At 49.8% G+C, this 15,982-nt stretch carries 18 protein-coding genes; 10 read left to right on the top strand and 8 right to left on the bottom strand.

Annotated features, from left to right (window positions below; genetic code table 11):
• Positions 1–50: 50 nt before the first annotated feature.
• Together NDA01_RS17025 and NDA01_RS17030 are read right to left on the bottom strand one after the other, a co-directional pair.
• The gene (locus tag NDA01_RS17025; protein ID WP_348228870.1) at positions 51–557 is read right to left on the bottom strand and encodes a hypothetical protein; all 507 of its coding nucleotides are present in this window, start codon (positions 555–557) and stop codon (positions 51–53) included.
• Between the two features lie 193 nt (positions 558–750).
• Positions 751–1,119, bottom strand: coding sequence for a hypothetical protein (locus NDA01_RS17030; protein WP_348228871.1), 369 nt, complete (start codon positions 1,117–1,119; stop codon positions 751–753).
• Positions 1,120–1,220: 101 nt separating this feature from the next.
• On the opposite strand from NDA01_RS17030, the gene trpD reads away from it, so the two are divergent.
• The 4 genes from trpD (at position 1,221) to NDA01_RS17050 (ending at position 4,334) form a co-directional block, all read left to right on the top strand.
• Positions 1,221–2,423: an anthranilate phosphoribosyltransferase gene (gene trpD / locus NDA01_RS17035; RefSeq protein WP_431193429.1), complete on the top strand. Its 1,203-nt coding sequence runs from the start codon at positions 1,221–1,223 to the stop codon at positions 2,421–2,423.
• Positions 2,424–2,561: 138 nt separating this feature from the next.
• Positions 2,562–3,080, top strand: a complete 519-nt coding sequence (locus NDA01_RS17040) for a pentapeptide repeat-containing protein (protein WP_348228872.1) — start codon at positions 2,562–2,564, stop codon at positions 3,078–3,080.
• Positions 3,081–3,198: 118 nt separating this feature from the next.
• On the top strand, positions 3,199–3,555 hold the full coding sequence (locus NDA01_RS17045; RefSeq protein WP_348228873.1) for an antibiotic biosynthesis monooxygenase family protein: 357 nt from the start codon (positions 3,199–3,201) through the stop codon (positions 3,553–3,555).
• Positions 3,552–4,334: a class I SAM-dependent methyltransferase gene (locus NDA01_RS17050; RefSeq protein WP_348228874.1), complete on the top strand. Its 783-nt coding sequence runs from the start codon at positions 3,552–3,554 to the stop codon at positions 4,332–4,334. The genes NDA01_RS17045 and NDA01_RS17050 overlap by 4 nt, the downstream gene beginning before the upstream one ends.
• Positions 4,335–4,362: 28 nt before the next feature.
• Here NDA01_RS17050 and NDA01_RS17055 read toward each other — a convergent pair whose 3' ends face one another.
• Positions 4,363–4,644: a hypothetical protein gene (locus NDA01_RS17055; RefSeq protein WP_348228875.1), complete on the bottom strand. Its 282-nt coding sequence runs from the start codon at positions 4,642–4,644 to the stop codon at positions 4,363–4,365.
• A gap of 176 nt (positions 4,645–4,820) precedes the next feature.
• Between NDA01_RS17055 and NDA01_RS17060 the strand changes: the two genes are divergently transcribed.
• The 3 genes from NDA01_RS17060 (at position 4,821) to NDA01_RS17070 (ending at position 10,610) form a co-directional block, all read left to right on the top strand.
• The gene (locus tag NDA01_RS17060; protein ID WP_348228876.1) at positions 4,821–6,146 is read left to right on the top strand and encodes an adenylate/guanylate cyclase domain-containing protein; all 1,326 of its coding nucleotides are present in this window, start codon (positions 4,821–4,823) and stop codon (positions 6,144–6,146) included.
• A 184-nt stretch (positions 6,147–6,330) separates the two neighbouring features.
• Complete coding sequence (locus NDA01_RS17065) at positions 6,331–7,839, top strand: peroxidase family protein (protein WP_348228877.1); 1,509 nt, start codon at positions 6,331–6,333, stop codon at positions 7,837–7,839.
• A 167-nt stretch (positions 7,840–8,006) separates the two neighbouring features.
• A complete protein-coding gene (locus NDA01_RS17070; protein WP_348228878.1) occupies positions 8,007–10,610 on the top strand; it encodes a U32 family peptidase in 2,604 nt (867 codons plus the stop codon).
• 5 nt (positions 10,611–10,615) lie between these two features.
• On the opposite strand, the gene NDA01_RS17075 is transcribed toward NDA01_RS17070, so the two are convergent.
• Positions 10,616–11,326 (bottom strand): transaldolase family protein, encoded by a 711-nt coding sequence (locus NDA01_RS17075; RefSeq protein ID WP_348228879.1) that lies wholly within the window; start codon positions 11,324–11,326, stop codon positions 10,616–10,618.
• A 198-nt stretch (positions 11,327–11,524) separates the two neighbouring features.
• Here NDA01_RS17075 and NDA01_RS17080 point away from each other — a divergent pair, with 198 nt between their 5' ends.
• On the top strand, positions 11,525–11,671 hold the full coding sequence (locus NDA01_RS17080; RefSeq protein WP_348228880.1) for a hypothetical protein: 147 nt from the start codon (positions 11,525–11,527) through the stop codon (positions 11,669–11,671).
• Positions 11,672–11,675: 4 nt separating this feature from the next.
• On the opposite strand, the gene NDA01_RS17085 is transcribed toward NDA01_RS17080, so the two are convergent.
• Both NDA01_RS17085 and NDA01_RS17090 read right to left on the bottom strand, forming a co-directional pair.
• Positions 11,676–12,611, bottom strand: a complete 936-nt coding sequence (locus NDA01_RS17085) for a glutathione S-transferase family protein (protein ID WP_348228881.1) — start codon at positions 12,609–12,611, stop codon at positions 11,676–11,678.
• 255 nt (positions 12,612–12,866) lie between these two features.
• A complete protein-coding gene (locus NDA01_RS17090; RefSeq protein WP_348228882.1) occupies positions 12,867–13,862 on the bottom strand; it encodes a glycosyltransferase in 996 nt (331 codons plus the stop codon).
• An 83-nt stretch (positions 13,863–13,945) separates the two neighbouring features.
• On the opposite strand from NDA01_RS17090, the gene NDA01_RS17095 reads away from it, so the two are divergent.
• Positions 13,946–14,182, top strand: coding sequence for a hypothetical protein (locus NDA01_RS17095; protein ID WP_348228883.1), 237 nt, complete (start codon positions 13,946–13,948; stop codon positions 14,180–14,182).
• A 117-nt stretch (positions 14,183–14,299) separates the two neighbouring features.
• Positions 14,300–14,725, top strand: coding sequence for a hypothetical protein (locus tag NDA01_RS17100; protein WP_190437695.1), 426 nt, complete (start codon positions 14,300–14,302; stop codon positions 14,723–14,725).
• A gap of 121 nt (positions 14,726–14,846) precedes the next feature.
• Here the strand turns inward: NDA01_RS17100 and NDA01_RS17105 are convergent, their stop codons facing one another.
• Together NDA01_RS17105 and NDA01_RS17110 are read right to left on the bottom strand one after the other, a co-directional pair.
• A complete protein-coding gene (locus NDA01_RS17105) occupies positions 14,847–15,587 on the bottom strand; it encodes a carbonic anhydrase (RefSeq protein WP_348228884.1) in 741 nt (246 codons plus the stop codon).
• Positions 15,588–15,666: 79 nt separating this feature from the next.
• Positions 15,667–15,981, bottom strand: coding sequence for a P-II family nitrogen regulator (locus NDA01_RS17110; protein WP_190437693.1), 315 nt, complete (start codon positions 15,979–15,981; stop codon positions 15,667–15,669).
• Between the last annotated feature and the right edge of the window lies 1 nt (position 15,982).

A 15,982-nucleotide genomic window follows, 5' to 3' on the forward strand; every position in this document is an offset into this window, starting at 1 on the left:
TCAAATTACGAATTACGAACTGCGAATTGTTACTAGCCCTATCTTCAAGTTTAATCATCTCGAAAGCCAGGGGTATCTTCCAATCGGCTTCTGGCGGTTTGGGAGACGAAGCTAGCCGTTGCGGTGGCAGGTTGAGTAGTTTGCGGCTCCAGGAAGCCTAGGAGCGTAATGGAAGGACGGCTGAAATATTTGGTCCAGGGTTGCAATCTTGGCTGTTGCTGCCAACTCACACGCGAGACGTTGGTCAAAAGGAGCGGCACTTCCTGACCATTGCGCTCCCCTAGCACACTCACGGCAACGGCTGTTGTCTCAGGGTTGTTGGCAAAAGTTTGCTCAATTGTGTTTCGAGCTAACGATTCCGCCTGCTGCATCAAATCATCAAAGCTTTGGTTGCCGACGGTGTTGAGCGTAAAACTGAGTTGTTGGGTTTCCGCTAAAGTTGCAGGAGCGATCGCGCTCAAGCTTCCTAACAGGCAGCAAAAGCCTAAGGCGAGATGCTTCAAGCCACCTATAGCTCGACAGCGACGAAAATTCGTTTGGGGCTGCAATCGTTTCATTCATCTCCAGGGAGGAAGTTGATTGCTGATCAATTACAACCAACTCCATCACTCACTTCTGCAAAGGTCGGTGTAGCACAGAGGCCTTGATCAGATTAGCAACTGGAGATTAATGAGGCAGTAAGGCTGGGTTAACACGACGTAAATGAACGTACCTGAGCCAACAAAAGCCACCTAGCAGCCGTCATTGGGATTAGCGAACGTAGACCACTCGTGAATCTAAGCCTCGCGATCGCAGGAACCAAGATAAACTTTCTGCTCCAGCCCGAGTCGGAAAAGAACCCGCGTGAACATAAGGGCCTAGTTTAGAGCGAGTGATGAAAGCATCAGGAACACATTGCCGCACTGCATCCAAGGTGGCTCGGCTTTGCGAAGGAATTGCGACCACATAGGAATAGCCACTCCGTTGCCCAAGCACGATCACATCGCCTTGCTGAGTGGTATTGAAGCCAGTCACGATGGGTTGACAGGGCAGGTAGGAAATAGGCTGGGCTTGTGCCCCAGAGAGGAGGAAGTTCCAAGTAATCCAACTGCCAACACCTAGGGCCAAAAATCGATTCATCACGCACTCACGCGACTGGGGCTAATTACTCTGAAGTTATCATCCTGTCTGAGTTTTAGAACTAAACTTTTGCCCGAACTTTAGTAACAGCAAGTAAAGAATTGATTAACCGAACTTTTGTCACTTGCGATCGCTTAGAGCTACCCTCGCAACCTGCCCCAGCAGCCTGTACTATACGTAAGGAACTCATCGCCTTAATTGTCTCTCCTATGTCTGTCACCTCGGCTGCTGACTCTAGCTTGTTAACCGCTGACTCGCCATTGTGGCCTCAATTGCTCCAACAACTGCTAGACCGTCAATCTCTAGCAACAGAGGAGGCTGCAACGCTGATGCGTGGCTGGCTGAGCGAGACAATTCCACCCGTGTTGTCAGGGGCGATTTTGGCGGCGATTCAAGCCAAGGGCGTTTCGGCGACAGAGCTGGCAGGCATGGCCCAGGTATTGCAGTCCCAGTCTGCGGCGAGTGGCATGACTTTGCCAAAATTTTCAACGCCCCTGATCGATACCTGCGGTACCGGGGGAGATGGCGCTTCAACGTTCAATATCTCTACAGCAGTGGCATTTGTGGCGGCAGCGGCTGGGGTGTCTGTCGCCAAGCATGGCAACCGTTCTGCCTCTAGCAAAGTAGGGTCGGCAGATGTCTTGGAAGCCTTAGGAGTCAATCTCGCTGCTAGTCCAGAACAGGTGCAAGCGGCTCTACAAACCGTGGGCATTACCTTCTTGTTTGCCGTGGGCTGGCACCCAGCTCTGAAGGGAGTGGCTCCACTGCGTAGAACCCTAAAAGTTCGTACCATTTTTAACTTGTTGGGGCCTTTAGTCAACCCGCTTAGACCCACTGGGCAAGTCATTGGCGTGTGCGAGCCGCATCTGGTGGATGCGATCGCGGACGCTTTGAATCAACTCGGCATCCAGCGAGCAATCGTGCTGCATGGGCGGGAAAGACTCGATGAAGCGGGTTTAGCAGATGTGACAGATTTGGCGGTGCTGGCTAACCAAACGGTGCAGCGAGTAACGCTAAATCCTCAAGATTTGGGGCTAGAATTTGCGCCCACCAGTGCGCTGCAAGGCGGGGACTTAGCAGAAAACGCTGCGATCTTGAAAGCAGTGTTGCAAGGAAAAGGTACAACCGCTCAACGGGATGCGGTGGCTCTGAATGCGGCCTTGGCTTTGCAAGTGGGAGAGCAACTACCTGAAACCGCTGATCCACTGGAAGCTTATGCCAAAGGCGTGGCGATCGCTCAAGATATTCTGCAAAGTGGAGCTGCTTGGGCCAAGTTGGAGCAGTTAGTTGAGTTTTTACAATAATCGTCTTTACCCAGTGAACTTCGCAGTACGCTAGAAATCAACAGCTAATGCTGGAAGGTTGTAGTGGATTGCCACTTGGATTGCCACTTGGATTGCCACTACAAAAGCGAGATCTTTAACTGGGTGAAAGCGATCGCTATGAATACTGAAGAACTGAAGCAGCGCTATCAATCTGGGGAACGCAATTTTAGCCAAACTCACTTAAACCAAACCAACCTGCAACGGCTGAAATTAGGGGCAGTAGACCTCAGCCGTGCCAGTTTGGTTAAGAGCAACTTGCAGAAAGTGAACCTAGAAGATGCCAACCTCGATGGCGTCAACCTGTATCGAGCTAACTTAAGCAAGTCTCGTTTGCAGCGTGTCAACCTCAACAAGGCAATTTTGGGAGAGGCCAATCTGAGCGAAGCCAATCTCCACCGAGCTAGTTTAATTCAAGCGGATCTTTGTGCCGCCAACCTGAGCAAAGCGGTATTAAATCACGCTCAACTCAGCGGCGCGGACTTGAGAAAGGCCAATTTGAGCCATGCTCGTTTATCTTGGGCCAACCTACGCAAGGTGAATTTGCACCAAGCTCAGCTAGAGGGCGCAGACTTAAGTGACGCTAAGTTCTGTAACACCATCATGCCAGATGGCAGTCTCAGGAATGATGATTGCTAGTATTACACCACATTAGACTGGTGGGGTTGCGCTGAGCCAGAAGGTTCTAGAAGGCTGGGCCAGCATCTATTTTTATCCCTGTCCAAATCTAAATTTTGATTTCACTGCGAAAGTTACCATGACAGATTTCAACGACTGTTTAAACCATCGCATCGCCCAAGTTGCGATTGGCGAGTTCCATGCGGGCACCTTTGCCGAAGCGAAACGCCTCTATGACGAAGCAGTTTCAACCTACGGGGAAGGGTTTAAGGAAGCTTATTTGCTGCAAGAACAAGGCACTGATAAAGGCATCTCGGTGATTCTTTGGGATAGCGAAGACAGCATGAAAGCCAACGTCAACGATGCTTATAAATCGATCCTGAAGAAACTGCTACCTCTCTTTGTCAGTCCGCCGAGCCTGAGAACCTATGAGGTGGTCAGTGAGGTACGTGCCTCAGAGGCAGAAGCACTCGAGGCTGAAGCATCTAAAGTATGAGCGTGAGTGGCGTTAGCGATCGCCCTCTGCTATCAAAAGCTCTTGTTAAACGAGCGATCGCGTTTCTGGTCATCATCGGCTTGGGGTTATGGCTCGCCATTGCCAGTCCCCCGCCTGCCGCTAGTGCAGATGTTGCCAGTGTTTACCAGCAGCGCGATCGCCACCGTTCTGACGGCATCGGCAAAATCTACATGGGCCGAGAGATTGCTCAGGTGATGGGCCATCAGGGAGCCGCTTGGCTAGAGCGTTCTAGTCGCAGTTGGGAAGAGCAACCGCAACGAGTTGTAGAAGCGCTGGATCTCCAACCGTCGGATGTAGTGGCAGATATTGGAGCGGGCACTGGCTACTTTAGTTTTCGGCTCAGTCCGTTGGTGCCAACCGGGAAAGTTTTGGCGGTTGATGTGCAACCGAAGATGATTGACATCCTCAACTTTCTTAAGCAGGAAAACCAAGCAACCAACGTTGAACCTGTTCTCAGCACGGTGCAAGATCCGCATCTTCCTCCTGCCAGCGTAGATCTGGCGTTAATGGTGGATGCTTATCACGAATTTGAGTATCCTCAAGAAATGATGACGGCCCTGGCGCGATCGCTCAAACCTGGCGGCAGAGTGGTACTCGTAGAATACCGAGGTGAGAATCCCCTGATTGCGATCAAAGCGCTCCACAAAATGACTCAGCGGCAGGTCAAAAAAGAGATGCAGGCGGTAGGGTTAGTTTGGCAAGAAACCAAAAACTTACTACCGCAACAACATCTAATGATTTTTCGTAAGCTTGCTTAGTGCGCGATCGCCCCAGCCTAAACCCTGCTTAAGCTGAGGCAGGAGGAATTACTGTTGCCTGGCTAGTGGAGCTGTTCCAAACAATCCAACCACAAGTATCCTCAGTTTCGGGTTCACTCTGGCTGACCTTAAAGTAGAGCTTTTCCCCAGTACGAGGTTCGATCGCAAAGTCAGCATTTTGAGCATACACCACCTTAAAACCCCGATCTCTAAGGCAGTAAGTCGCCCAAGCCTTTAGAGAGTGTTTGGCTGGCTCAAAGGGAATGGGAGGATTGTGAAAGACAGTCTCAATCGCAGCGATCAGTGACACAGGACTCGATCCTTTAGAAAACGGCTAGATACCTGGCTTGGTGCAGCCAATTTGTACTAGTTACTTCTCTAGTATCTCCGAGGATGGCCCGGAAATGAATCTATAGGGTTTTGAGTTGGGAATACTGCCAATATTTAGGGTGGTAGCGGACCCATCCAATTGGAGAGCCAAAGAGTGTGAAGAAGCCCGTGGGAAAATTCATTCACCAGTTCAGGCAATGGTTACCCACCCTACTGGAAGCGCCTAGCGAGGTGGAGTTTAATAACTACTGGGCGTGGCGACGGCGCTTTCTGTACAAGCGTTTAAGTTTAGGTTTGGGTTTGGGACTGCTCTACTTTTCAGGGTTGACAGGGCTGTACCTAATCCAGATGATGTTGGGCGATCGCTCCTTGAATGCGGTTGTATTCAAGAATTTACTGACAGCATTGAGCATGGCGAGCTGGCTGGTCTGGCTGCAATTGCCTGTCGGAAAGCGCCAGCAAGCGATCGCCTTTCTGGGACTCTCCTGGTCCATAACCATGCTCACCAATGTCCCTTCAGCGCTCGATCCGGTGCTCATTCCGGATCTCAAGGGTTGGACAATTACCTTCTTTGCTCAAGCCACAATTATTCCGTTTCGCTGGCGGCTCCATCTCCTTTCACAACTGGGAGCCTATGCCTTCTTCTTTTCGACCAGTTGGCTTGTGAGCCAGCAGTTTTTGCCTGCCAACATCTCAGCCACAGGTTTTCTGTTCGACATGGGATGGATTTGTCTCATGTCAACTTTGGTGGTGTATCTCTATGAGCGCCTATCTAAAGCTGAATTCCAAACTCGGTACAGGCTCAGACAAGAACAACAGCGATCGGAACAGTTACTCCTCAACATCCTCCCTCCCTCCATTGCTGAGCGCTTGCTCAAACAACAACAAACGATCGCCGATAGTTTCGCGGAAGTGACGGTGCTATTTGCCGATATTGTCGGCTTTACCCAGCTCTCAACCCAAATGTCACCGTCTGAGGTGGTTAATCTGCTCAACCAAGTCTTCTCCCGCTTTGATGAGTTAGCCGAATATCATGGGCTGGAAAAAATTAAAACCATTGGCGATTCCTACATGGTGGTGGCTGGGCTGCCCCAACACCGCATCGATCATGCCTCCGCGATCGCCCAAATGGCCTTGGCAATGCACCAAGCGCTGAAGCAGCTCAACACTCAGACAGGCCATACGCTAGAGATTCGGACAGGGATTCATACTGGGCCCGTAGTGGCAGGAATCATTGGCCTGAAAAAGTTTGCCTACGACCTATGGGGAGATACCGTCAACACCGCCAGTCGCATGGAATCCCAAGGCTTACCAGGAGAGATTCAGGTCAGCGAGACTACATATGAGTGCTTGAAACAGCAGTATGTTTTTGAGGAGCGGGGCAGTATCGCCATTAAGGGAAAAGGAGAGATGAACACTTATCTGTTGAAAGGGAAATGTGCGCCTGAAGCGATCGCTGCTGAGCAGACAAATTTAATATAACTTTGTGGCAGGTGAGTGGCAGGTCCAGGGAGTTTGCGTAGCGTTAAAAACTGTGCAGACTTGTCATGATTTTGTTTTTTCTGAGTCCAAATAGTTAGATTCGATACACTTTTCGCTGATTCGGGTGAGGGCAACCCCCCAACAGCAAATTTTGAATAGAGATCTAACATTAGGAGAATAAATTATGACTCGTCATGGGCAGATACCTCTCGGTGGTGAGAATCCTCCTCGCTCCACTTACTATGACCAAGGCAAGTTCGGACGGCTTTTTCCTTCACTTCCCCCTTTTGCAATGGATAGCCCCCAGCTCCGAGAAGTCCTGAAGGACATTGGCAAAAAGGGTGGCATTATGGACCCCAAAGACGATCTAGACGATCCAGTCGGTCTCATCACTAACCCAGCGAAGAATGTAGAGAATCCTAATAATCCTAATTTGACGGCTGGAATCACGTTTTTGGGTCAGTTCCTCGATCATGATATGACCTTTGATACAACTTCCAGCCTAGAGCGACAACAAGACCCGGAATCGATCGCCAACTTCCGGGCACCCTTCCTAGAACTCGATAATCTATATGGTTCTGGGCCAAATGCCTCGCCTCACCTGTACGACCAATCCAGCAACGGTGGGGGCATCAAATTCTTGGTAGAACCGATTCCTGGCTCCGATGCGATCGCTCGTGATGGCAAACTAAAATTCGATTTGCCACGAAATAGCCAGAATACTGCCTTGATTGGCGATCCTCGCAACGATGAAAACCTGATTGTCTCGCAGCTCCATCTAGCGTTTCTCAAGTTCCATAATGCGGTGGTGGATCATGTGAAAGCAAAAACGGGTTGGTCCAACCCAATGGAGATATTTGCCGAGGCCCAGCGCTTGGTACGATGGCATTACCAGTGGATTATTATCCATGAATTTCTCCCTGCCACAGTCGGCCACAAAATAGTGGAGAAGGTACTGGATAAAGGACGGAAGTTCTACGATTGGCGCAATTTACCATTTATCCCGGTTGAGTTTTCTGTCGCAGCTTATCGGTTTGGACATTCTCAGGTGCGCCCCAGCTACCGCGCTAACTTTGGCCCCAAGGCAGACGATAGCGGTCAATTCATCGCCTTAATCTTTGATGATGGACGGCAAGGTTCACCCAGTTCAGATGCCTCTGACCCCAATGACTTACGGGGTGGCAAACGCGCGGCACGTCGGTTTATCGACTGGCAAACCTTCTTTGACTTTGGGGATAAGCGAGTTCGCCCCAACAAAAAAATTGATACTCAGCTTTCTTCGGTGCTCTTTGACCTGCCCGGAATTCCGGGTGCAGAGCCGCAATCATTGGCCCAGCGCAACTTGCTACGGCAACTTACCTTCAGTATGCCGTCAGGACAGCGGGTAGCCAAGGCCATGAAAGAAGATATCCTCTCCCCAGGAGATTTAGATGACCTCAAACCCTATCAATTGGAGACTCGGACTCCTTTGTGGTTCTATATTCTGCGAGAAGCGGATGTGCTCGGTGATGATGGCAAGCGTTTGGGTCCAGTAGGGGGTCGCATTGTGGCTGAGGTGTTTATTGGTCTGCTAGAAGGAGATCGGCATTCCTACGTGCGGCAAGACCCGGCATGGCAGCCAACCTTGGGCAACGGTGGCAAGTTCACAATGGTTGATTTGCTGAAATTTGCAGGCGTGGTCACCAACCTGTAGTTCCACCATGCAATCAGGGTGCAGCTTAGCCAAACTAGTCAAAGGGCGATCGCGCAATCTCAAATTAACAATCCTCAGCGATCGCCCCTGACTCAAAACTAACAACGATATGATGGCTAAAGACTCCCTCGCGGTTGGCGATCGCCATCTGATTCGTGCCAGTTCCCATGAATATTGCTCACCCAGCCACTGACCGTAGCTCATCTACCTTTCACCGCCCCGAACTGCTGGCTCCGGCGGGAAATTGGGACTGTGCCAAAGCTGCTGTAGAGAATGGAGCTGATGCGATTTATTTTGGCTTAGATCGCTTCAACGCCCGCATGCGAGCGCAAAACTTCACCGAAGCTGACTTGCCAAAGCTGATGGAGTTTCTGCACCGACGCGGCGTGAAAGGGTACGTCACGCTCAACACCCTGATCTTTCCCAACGAACTCACCGAAGCTGAGCAGTATCTCCGCACTATCATTGCCGCTGGAGTGAATGCAGCGATCGTGCAAGATGTAGGGATCTGTCGCCTGATTCGGCATCTCTCCCCCGATTTTCCCATTCACGCCTCCACTCAAATGACCGTCACCAGCGCCGCAGGAGTGGAATTCGCCAAAGATCTCGGCTGCCACTTGGTCGTGTTGGCGCGGGAATGCTCTCTGAAAGAAATCAACAAAATTCAAGCCCAGATTGCTGAGCAAGAAGTGGCGTTGCCGCTGGAAGTGTTTGTGCATGGGGCGCTCTGTGTGGCTTATTCAGGTCAGTGCTTAACTAGTGAGTCACTAGGGGGACGCTCGGCCAACCGGGGTGAGTGCGCTCAAGCTTGCCGCATGACCTATGAGCTGATTGCCGATGGGCAAACGGTGGATCTGGGCGATCGCAAATACTTACTCAGCCCTCAAGACTTGGCAGGGTTGGATGTGTTGCCAGAACTTGTAAAAACGGGAGTTACTAGCCTCAAGATTGAAGGCCGTCTGAAAGCGCCGGAATATGTGGCGAATGTCACCCGCGTCTACCGTGAAGCTCTCGATCGCGTTATGGCTGATCTGGGAGAACCTAACCCCCTAGCCCCTTTCCCTGAGAAGGAAGGGGGGAACGGACAAGTTTCTCAGCTAACCGAAAGAGGAGATCAAGACCATTACAACTTGGAGATGGCTTTCTCGCGGGGGCTTTCGACGGGCTGGTTTCGAGGCATTGATAATCAAGAACTCGTGCATGCTCGCTTTGGCAAGAAACGGGGAGTGTATTTGGGCGAAATCACTCGTATCCGTCAAGAGCAGATTACAGTGCGGCTGGAAGCTCCGGTGAAACCTGGAGATGGCATTGTGTTTGACAGTGGTCATCCCGAAGCCAAGGAAGAAGGGGGGCGGATCTATACTGTTGATTTGCGCGGACCAGAAGCTACATTAACCTTCGGTCGCGAGGCTCTGAACCTCCGCCGTATTCACGTGGGCGATCGCGTTTGGAAAACCAATGACCCCGAACTCGACCGGGAGATCCGTCAAACTTATTCCGGCGAGCATCCCCAATTTCAGCGGCCTATTCAGGTGGAAGTTCATGGTGAGGTCGGGCAACCCCTAATTGCGATCGCCCGTGATGGATTGGGGCATGTGGTTCAGGTGGAATCCACCATGTCATTGGTAGAAGCCCACAACAAGCCTTTGACCACAGAGCGCTTGCAAGAACAATTAGGGCGGCTGGGTAACACTCCATTCGAGCTAGGAGGACTAACCAACCACATAACTGGAAACGTGATGCTGCCCGTGAGCGAATTGAATCGGCTGCGGCGGGAGATGGTAGTTCAATTAGAGGAATTGAGAGCACAACCCAAACGTTGGCAGTTGCGATCGCCCGCTTCTTGGCAAGAGCTATTATCTCAACCTCTCTCTACGCTCAAAGCTCAGGCTAATTCACAGGTACAAACACCCGAACTTGTAGTTCTAGTCCGAAACCTGAAACAGTTACAAGCAGCTTTGGCGGCAGGAATTCAAACCCTTTACTGCGAATTTGAAGATCCAAGAGCTTACCGAGACGCAGTTCAAATGGTGAGGAAGGAGAAGAATCAAAAAGCTTCTTCATTTTTTCCCTGTATCTATGTCGCCCCACCGCGCATTACCAAAGCTGGGGAGAACTGGATTCTGCAACAGGTGAAAGCTTGCGATGCGGATGGTTATCTGGTGCGAAATTACGACCAGTTGCAATTTTTTGGAGGCGATCGCTGTATTGGTGACTTCTCTCTCAACGTTGCCAATCCTTTGACCGCAGGCTATTTCAAGCAGCGCTATGGGTTGGAGCGTCTCACGGCTTCCTATGACTTGAACATGGCTCAGCTAGAAGCGCTGCTGACTAGCTGCCCTGCGGATTGGTTTGAGGTGACTGTGCATCAACATATGCCGATGTTTCACATGGAGCATTGTGTGTTCTGCGCGTTTCTCTCTGAGGGCACGGACTATACCAACTGTGGCCGACCTTGTGAGGAACATGAAGTAACACTACGCGATCGCGTTGGCACAGAACATATCTTGCAAGCCGATGCGGGCTGTCGTAACACTGTGTTCAATGGCACAGCCCAAACTGGAGCTGAATATGTGCAACATCTCCTGAAGCTAGGAGTGCGGCACTTCCGAATTGAGTTTGTTAATGAAGCGTCAGAGCAGGTCGCACAAACCATCCAGCGCTATCAACAACTGCTGCAAGGAGAGATCACGGGTGCCCAACTTTGGCGAGAATTACGACTTCAAAATCAGTTAGGGGTAACGCGAGGACCGTTAGAAACGCGATCGTAATCCGGCTAGTTGGCTCCCATGCGTAATGCTGCTTGCTGGAAATCTGTGGCGGCTTGCTCAGTAGCAGCAACTTCAAAAAAGGCGGCGGCGATCGCGGGAGAGAAGGTAAACGTATCTAACCCCTGAGTGGCAAGAAAGGTGATGTCGTCTACACTGCGGATGCTGGCAACTAGGAGACGAGTGGCACTGTTAATCCCAGCGAGCGATCGCTGCATTGCCACTAAATCTTCTCGTCCATTGCGGCCCAGATCATTAATCCGACCCAAATAAGGAGCCGCATAGGCACCTCCTAGCGCCGCAGCAATCAGAACTTGGTGGACTGCATAAACAGCAGTCAAAGTGATGGGAATGCCTGCTGCTATTAACTGTGCTGCCGCTGTCGCTCCAACTTGGGTCATCGGAACCTTCACCACGACTCGCTGATCAATTGCTGCCAAGCGTTGGCCTGTACTCACCAATGCCTCTACAGTATCACCCCACGTTTGCAGTTGGATTTCCTGGGCTCCTAGGGCGAAAGCTTGCTCAGCTAACAGTTTTAATTGCTCCACTGTACAAGGCACCTGCGATCGCTCTAGCAACAGCGGATTGGTAGTGATGCCGTAAAACAGACCTGTAGGTAACCAAATCTGCCACTGCTTTGGATCAGCAGTATCCAGGCACAAACGAATCTGACGAGAAGCAAAATTAACTGAGGTAGGGCGATCGCGGTCTATCATGAAAGTTTCAAAAACCAGAATTGTAACATTTCACTCCATTGGGAGAGCAGACACCAGGCTATAGTGACCGAAAAATCACCCTTGAGGGTACTGCGACAGCATGGGAACAGTTGGCATGGTGAAGGAAAGAATATCTTTAGATGAATCTTTTATTATTTATCTCTCTTACTTTAAGCGCTAACTTGCCAAGGAAATGCGATGGAACTATCTTTAGGACTGCTGAAGTCACTGTTAGTTGTATTAGAGTTTGTAGACTTCTTGCTGACACCCTTTGGGCTGACAATTTTGCTTACCTTGGGTAGCTATTATTGGTTGCTGCAAGTATTAGGGCTATCTCTCTTTTAGAGATTTACTCAAAGAGGCGATCGCGGCCATGCGGCTCCCGGAGATTGGTAATATCAGGCCCTAGAGGAATGATATTACCAGGATTGAGTGGAAACAAATTGCCGTAGTAGTCCTGCTTTACAGCCTCTAAATTGCAGGTATCTGCTACACCTGGAAGTTGGTAAAGGTCGCGCAAATAAGGCCCTAAATTTTTATAGTCTTGAATTCGACGCTGATTACATTTAAACAGCCCGTAATACACTACATCAAAGCGGAATAAGGTAGTGAACAAACGCACATCTGCTAAAGTTGCGCGATCGCCACAGAGATAACGGCTCGTTTCTAAAGCCGCATCAATCTCATCTAAAGCTCCGAACAACTCCTCACAAGCTTCTTGATACGCAGCCTGGGTTTGGGCAAAACCGCAACGATACACGCCATTGTTCACAGCGTCATAGGTTTTCTCATTCCAAGCATCAATCTTTTTCTGGAGATCTGAGGGATAGAGATCCAAAGCTGGTTGTTGAGCAAACTGATTCAACTCCGAGTTCAACATCACGATGACCTCGGCACTTTCGTTATTCACAATAGTGTTGGTTTCCGTATCCCAAAGCACCGGAACCGTACAGCGTCCGCTATAACCTGGTTGCGCGAGTTCATACAGATCTGCCAAGCTGCGACATCCTAACTCTGGTTGGTTGAGTACCCAACCTCCCTCCGTGGGGGAAGGAGAGACAATGGTGATCGCGATCGCATCTTCGAGTTGCTTGAGGACTCGTACCACGAGAGTCCGGTGCGCCCAAGGGCACCCTAGTCCCACATAGAGTTTGTAGCGACCAGTTGCAGGTTGGTAAGGATTGTCTATCGCTGTACTAATAAAGTTGCGAAATTGGCTGCTGGGTCGCACATAAGCTCCCGATTGATTCCGAGGGGCCAGTTGGGACATCATCAGGTGCCACATGGTACTCCAGGTAAACTTCCCAAATTGAATGATCAGTTTGGGTGGCAGAGCTCTACGCTTTTTTTTTGCCGTCCTAACAGATGGGGGCTTGACTTCGCTGGATGCGGTTGGGGTAGGAGTGGGTTGGGACATGGCACCAAAGATGGAAAGATTGAGTTGACCAGGGCTGGCAATATCTCTAACTTAACGCGAAGGTTTAAATACGAAGGGTTAAGATCGAAACGACTGCAACCATCCACATCAGTTTGCTGACGACTACCGAAAATATTTCTGTTTTAGCTTGCTCCAGATGCGTTGTAGTTGCAGTGTTTTAACTCGCGTTTTGGTCAAGCTAGGAATATTGGAGGAGTGATTTTGCTTGTGATCAAAAAACTCATTAGCTTCTTGCAAAATCACTGTTAGACGCTGAATAATATTCGCAGTACGATACTCAGAGAAAAACTGCTCTGACAAATTAATTGGTGTTGCCATCTTAACCAATTTAAGAATGCGTTGCACGTCGTACTCCAAGGAATAGCCAGCAATTTTATGACAATTAAATCCAGGGTCCAAGTAATCGGATAAGCCACCATTGACGCTGGAAAAAACTTGACAGCCACAAGCCATTGCCTCCATCGGCTGCAAGCCAAATCCTTCGCTTACTCCTTGCTGCGCCCAATATTCTGCAGAGTCATAGAGGTAGACTTTGGCACGATTAAACAGCTTATCTAGATCTGCGACGTAGGAATCAACCACACAAACATGACACTGTTGTTGCAAGGCTGGAATGAGTTCTTGTAGCAGATATTCTGAAGATTTTCGCACCTGAACCAACACATCAATATCGCGTTCAAGATTGAGATTTTGAAACTGATCAGAAATCTGGTTGGGCAGGTAATAAATTAACGAGTTCGGCGATCGCTGCCCCCAATAACCCATCGTATTACGACTCACGGTAATGATCGGAATCCCAGGCGGCAGGTTAAACGGATAACCAGAACTGTGGGCATGATAAATCACATGATAGGGTTTGAGCCTAGTAGCCAATTTCCCGACATCAAAGCCCCAACTAATGACAAAAATAATCTCTTCTAAGTTTTTCTGCTGTAGCACATCGTCTAAAAACAGCGTGGTGTTTTCCCGCTGCCGATACGTAACGACTTCAGCAGAGCAAATTTGTTGAGCGAGATTGAGAGTCTTTAATTCTGCCCACAGCCCACCACAGGCAAATTTGCCGCCTGTCCCCGGAACTAAGAAGTAAAGCTGCCTCATCACCTCAACCCTCCTCTGCGCATTAGCGTGGGCTAGCTGCCGCACAATCGCCACAAAATCGCCCGTAGATTAGCCTACCTGATTTGCGGTTAAGCAAGTTGAGCGATCGCCTGAGGTCACTCGATTCTTTTCAACCTAACGGCGCTGAATTGGCCAGCCAGGATCAGGTAGGCTGTGACAATATGGCGATCGCGAAGGAAAGCAACACAATGCCAAATCCTGAGAAAAATATCATCAAGCTCGAACCTGGAACTCTATTGCTGATCGTATCTGCCCTGATTCTTTTACCCTTGCTGTTCGTGGGTTTTCTCTCCCAATGAACCTTTCTAATCAGTCTTGAACCATGCGAGTTTAGGTAGTAGGACTGTAGGGAAAACCTCCCTCTAGACCCGTCGGAATGTGCCAAGATCAAAGCAGTGTTTATCGAGCCACTACCAATGTCTGTGTACAATTTACCCCTAGAAAACAGCATTGAAAGATTACGGGAAGTTCGTGCTGCTCTACTACGCTTACACAAAGCTCTACTAGAGTTTGAACGGGTTAATTATGAGCAGTTCTTTGGCCGCATCCAGTCCAAGGGTGAGTACTTTCAGCTGGTTGTAAATCACGACTGGTTTAGCTGGCTCCGTCCCATTTCTCAATTTATTGTTCAGATTGATGAAGCCCTCAGTGCGAAGGAGCCAATTACAGTCGGTGCCGCTAATGAGCTGCTTAGTCAAGCTCGCCAAATGCTGCGACCTGCTCAGGATGGGAGGACCACGTTAGAAAAGCGGTACTATCGCGCTATCCAACAGGAGCCAGAGATTGCTTTGCTGCACGCAGACGTATCCCAACTGCTCGCAAGTGCATCTCGGCCTCAGTAGCGTTTTGAGCCTGCTAGCCTTCCAGTTCTGACAAATTTGCCTCTACAAAAGAGCGTAGGCGATCCACCTCCAACTCAAAGGGCGATCGCCTACGCTGAACGATGAAATTTGTTGAGAAATCTTAGGTAACGAGAGTCACGGCTCCTGTATCCAGGTCGTATCGTCCCCCCACAATCTTTAGCTTGCGCTCCAACTCTAGCTGGGTTAACACACTAGAATTTTGCTTTAGCTGCTCAACTTGATACTGCACATTCGCAGTCACCGCTTGATCAATTTGCTGATTGACATCAGCCGATTTAGTTTTAATGCTGGCCAGTGCGGGTTTAATAGCTTTGACAAACGTACTGACGTGGCCCGGAAGCGCCCCTCCTTGAATCGCCGCTGTCACAGCGCCGCAGCGTTCGTGCCCAACCACCATAATCAAGCGAGTTCCTAAGAGAGCTGCCGCATACTCTAGGCTGCCCAAGACCTCTGGGGTCACGACATTGCCAGCAACACGCACATCAAATAAATCACCGATACCTTGGTCAAAAATAATTTCTCCAGGTACCCGTGAGTCAGCACAAGTCAGCAAAGTGGCAAAGGGATGCTGTACCGTTGCCACTGCCTGTAAATCTCCCGCTGCTTGATGCGGGTATTGCCGTTTTTGCTGCATAAACCGCTGATTGCCATCCAGCAGTCTTTGTAATGCCGCCTCTGAACTCACTGCCTCAGAATTTTCAGTCTCAGCGGTGGACTGATCGGCATAGGCAGGCTCAGCATATCTCAAGCTAGTAGCTGTCGCAGCGACCAAGCCAACTCCACCGACTCCAAATAGCTTTAATAGCTCTCGGCGACTCGTCCGTTGACTCATTTGTTTCATCGCGTCTCTCACCTTTCTTCACGAATGACTGATTATTTTTAGCAATCAACTAACAGGCGATCGCCCTGTTATCGCCCTGTTATAGAGAAGACACACACTTCATAGTGCGGATCTCCATCACATCGGAAATAAAGCAAGATCCCCCAAACTTATTCAGAATAGGTCGCACAATTTCCACAACAGATTTAAGGATGTCAGGCGAGCAAAACGCGATGACATAAGCGTTGTCTAACATCGTCACGGCAGAGTCATCAAATACGCCGCCACGCACTCCCTTGCCTGCTACATTACGAATCACGGTGTAACTAGAAACCCCGCCTCGTTCCAAGGCGCTAATGATTTTGCCTAACTCTACGGAGTCTGAAAAAATTTCAATTTTTTTTACCACATGCATG

The sequence above is a fragment of the Trichocoleus desertorum AS-A10 genome, assembly GCF_039962155.1.
Lineage (GTDB): Bacteria > Cyanobacteriota > Cyanobacteriia > FACHB-46 > FACHB-46 > Trichocoleus.

Bases quoted from the DNA above. Each gene is read 5' to 3' on its own strand.
- NDA01_RS17070 (WP_348228878.1), top strand. From the start codon at position 8,007: ATGAATATTGCTCACCCAGCCACTGACCGTAGCTCATCTACCTTTCAC.
- NDA01_RS17030 (WP_348228871.1), bottom strand. From the start codon at position 1,119: ATGAATCGATTTTTGGCCCTAGGTGTTGGCAGTTGGATTACTTGGAAC.
- NDA01_RS17110 (WP_190437693.1), bottom strand. From the start codon at position 15,981: ATGCATGTGGTAAAAAAAATTGAAATTTTTTCAGACTCCGTAGAGTTA.
- NDA01_RS17045 (WP_348228873.1), top strand. From the start codon at position 3,199: ATGACAGATTTCAACGACTGTTTAAACCATCGCATCGCCCAAGTTGCG.
- NDA01_RS17100 (WP_190437695.1), top strand. From the start codon at position 14,300: ATGTCTGTGTACAATTTACCCCTAGAAAACAGCATTGAAAGATTACGG.
- NDA01_RS17065 (WP_348228877.1), top strand. From the start codon at position 6,331: ATGACTCGTCATGGGCAGATACCTCTCGGTGGTGAGAATCCTCCTCGC.
- NDA01_RS17025 (WP_348228870.1), bottom strand. From the start codon at position 557: ATGAAACGATTGCAGCCCCAAACGAATTTTCGTCGCTGTCGAGCTATA.
- NDA01_RS17040 (WP_348228872.1), top strand. From the start codon at position 2,562: ATGAATACTGAAGAACTGAAGCAGCGCTATCAATCTGGGGAACGCAAT.
- NDA01_RS17085 (WP_348228881.1), bottom strand. From the start codon at position 12,611: ATGTGGCACCTGATGATGTCCCAACTGGCCCCTCGGAATCAATCGGGA.
- NDA01_RS17090 (WP_348228882.1), bottom strand. From the start codon at position 13,862: ATGAGGCAGCTTTACTTCTTAGTTCCGGGGACAGGCGGCAAATTTGCC.
- NDA01_RS17075 (WP_348228879.1), bottom strand. From the start codon at position 11,326: ATGATAGACCGCGATCGCCCTACCTCAGTTAATTTTGCTTCTCGTCAG.
- NDA01_RS17080 (WP_348228880.1), top strand. From the start codon at position 11,525: ATGGAACTATCTTTAGGACTGCTGAAGTCACTGTTAGTTGTATTAGAG.
- NDA01_RS17105 (WP_348228884.1), bottom strand. From the start codon at position 15,587: ATGAAACAAATGAGTCAACGGACGAGTCGCCGAGAGCTATTAAAGCTA.
- NDA01_RS17050 (WP_348228874.1), top strand. From the start codon at position 3,552: ATGAGCGTGAGTGGCGTTAGCGATCGCCCTCTGCTATCAAAAGCTCTT.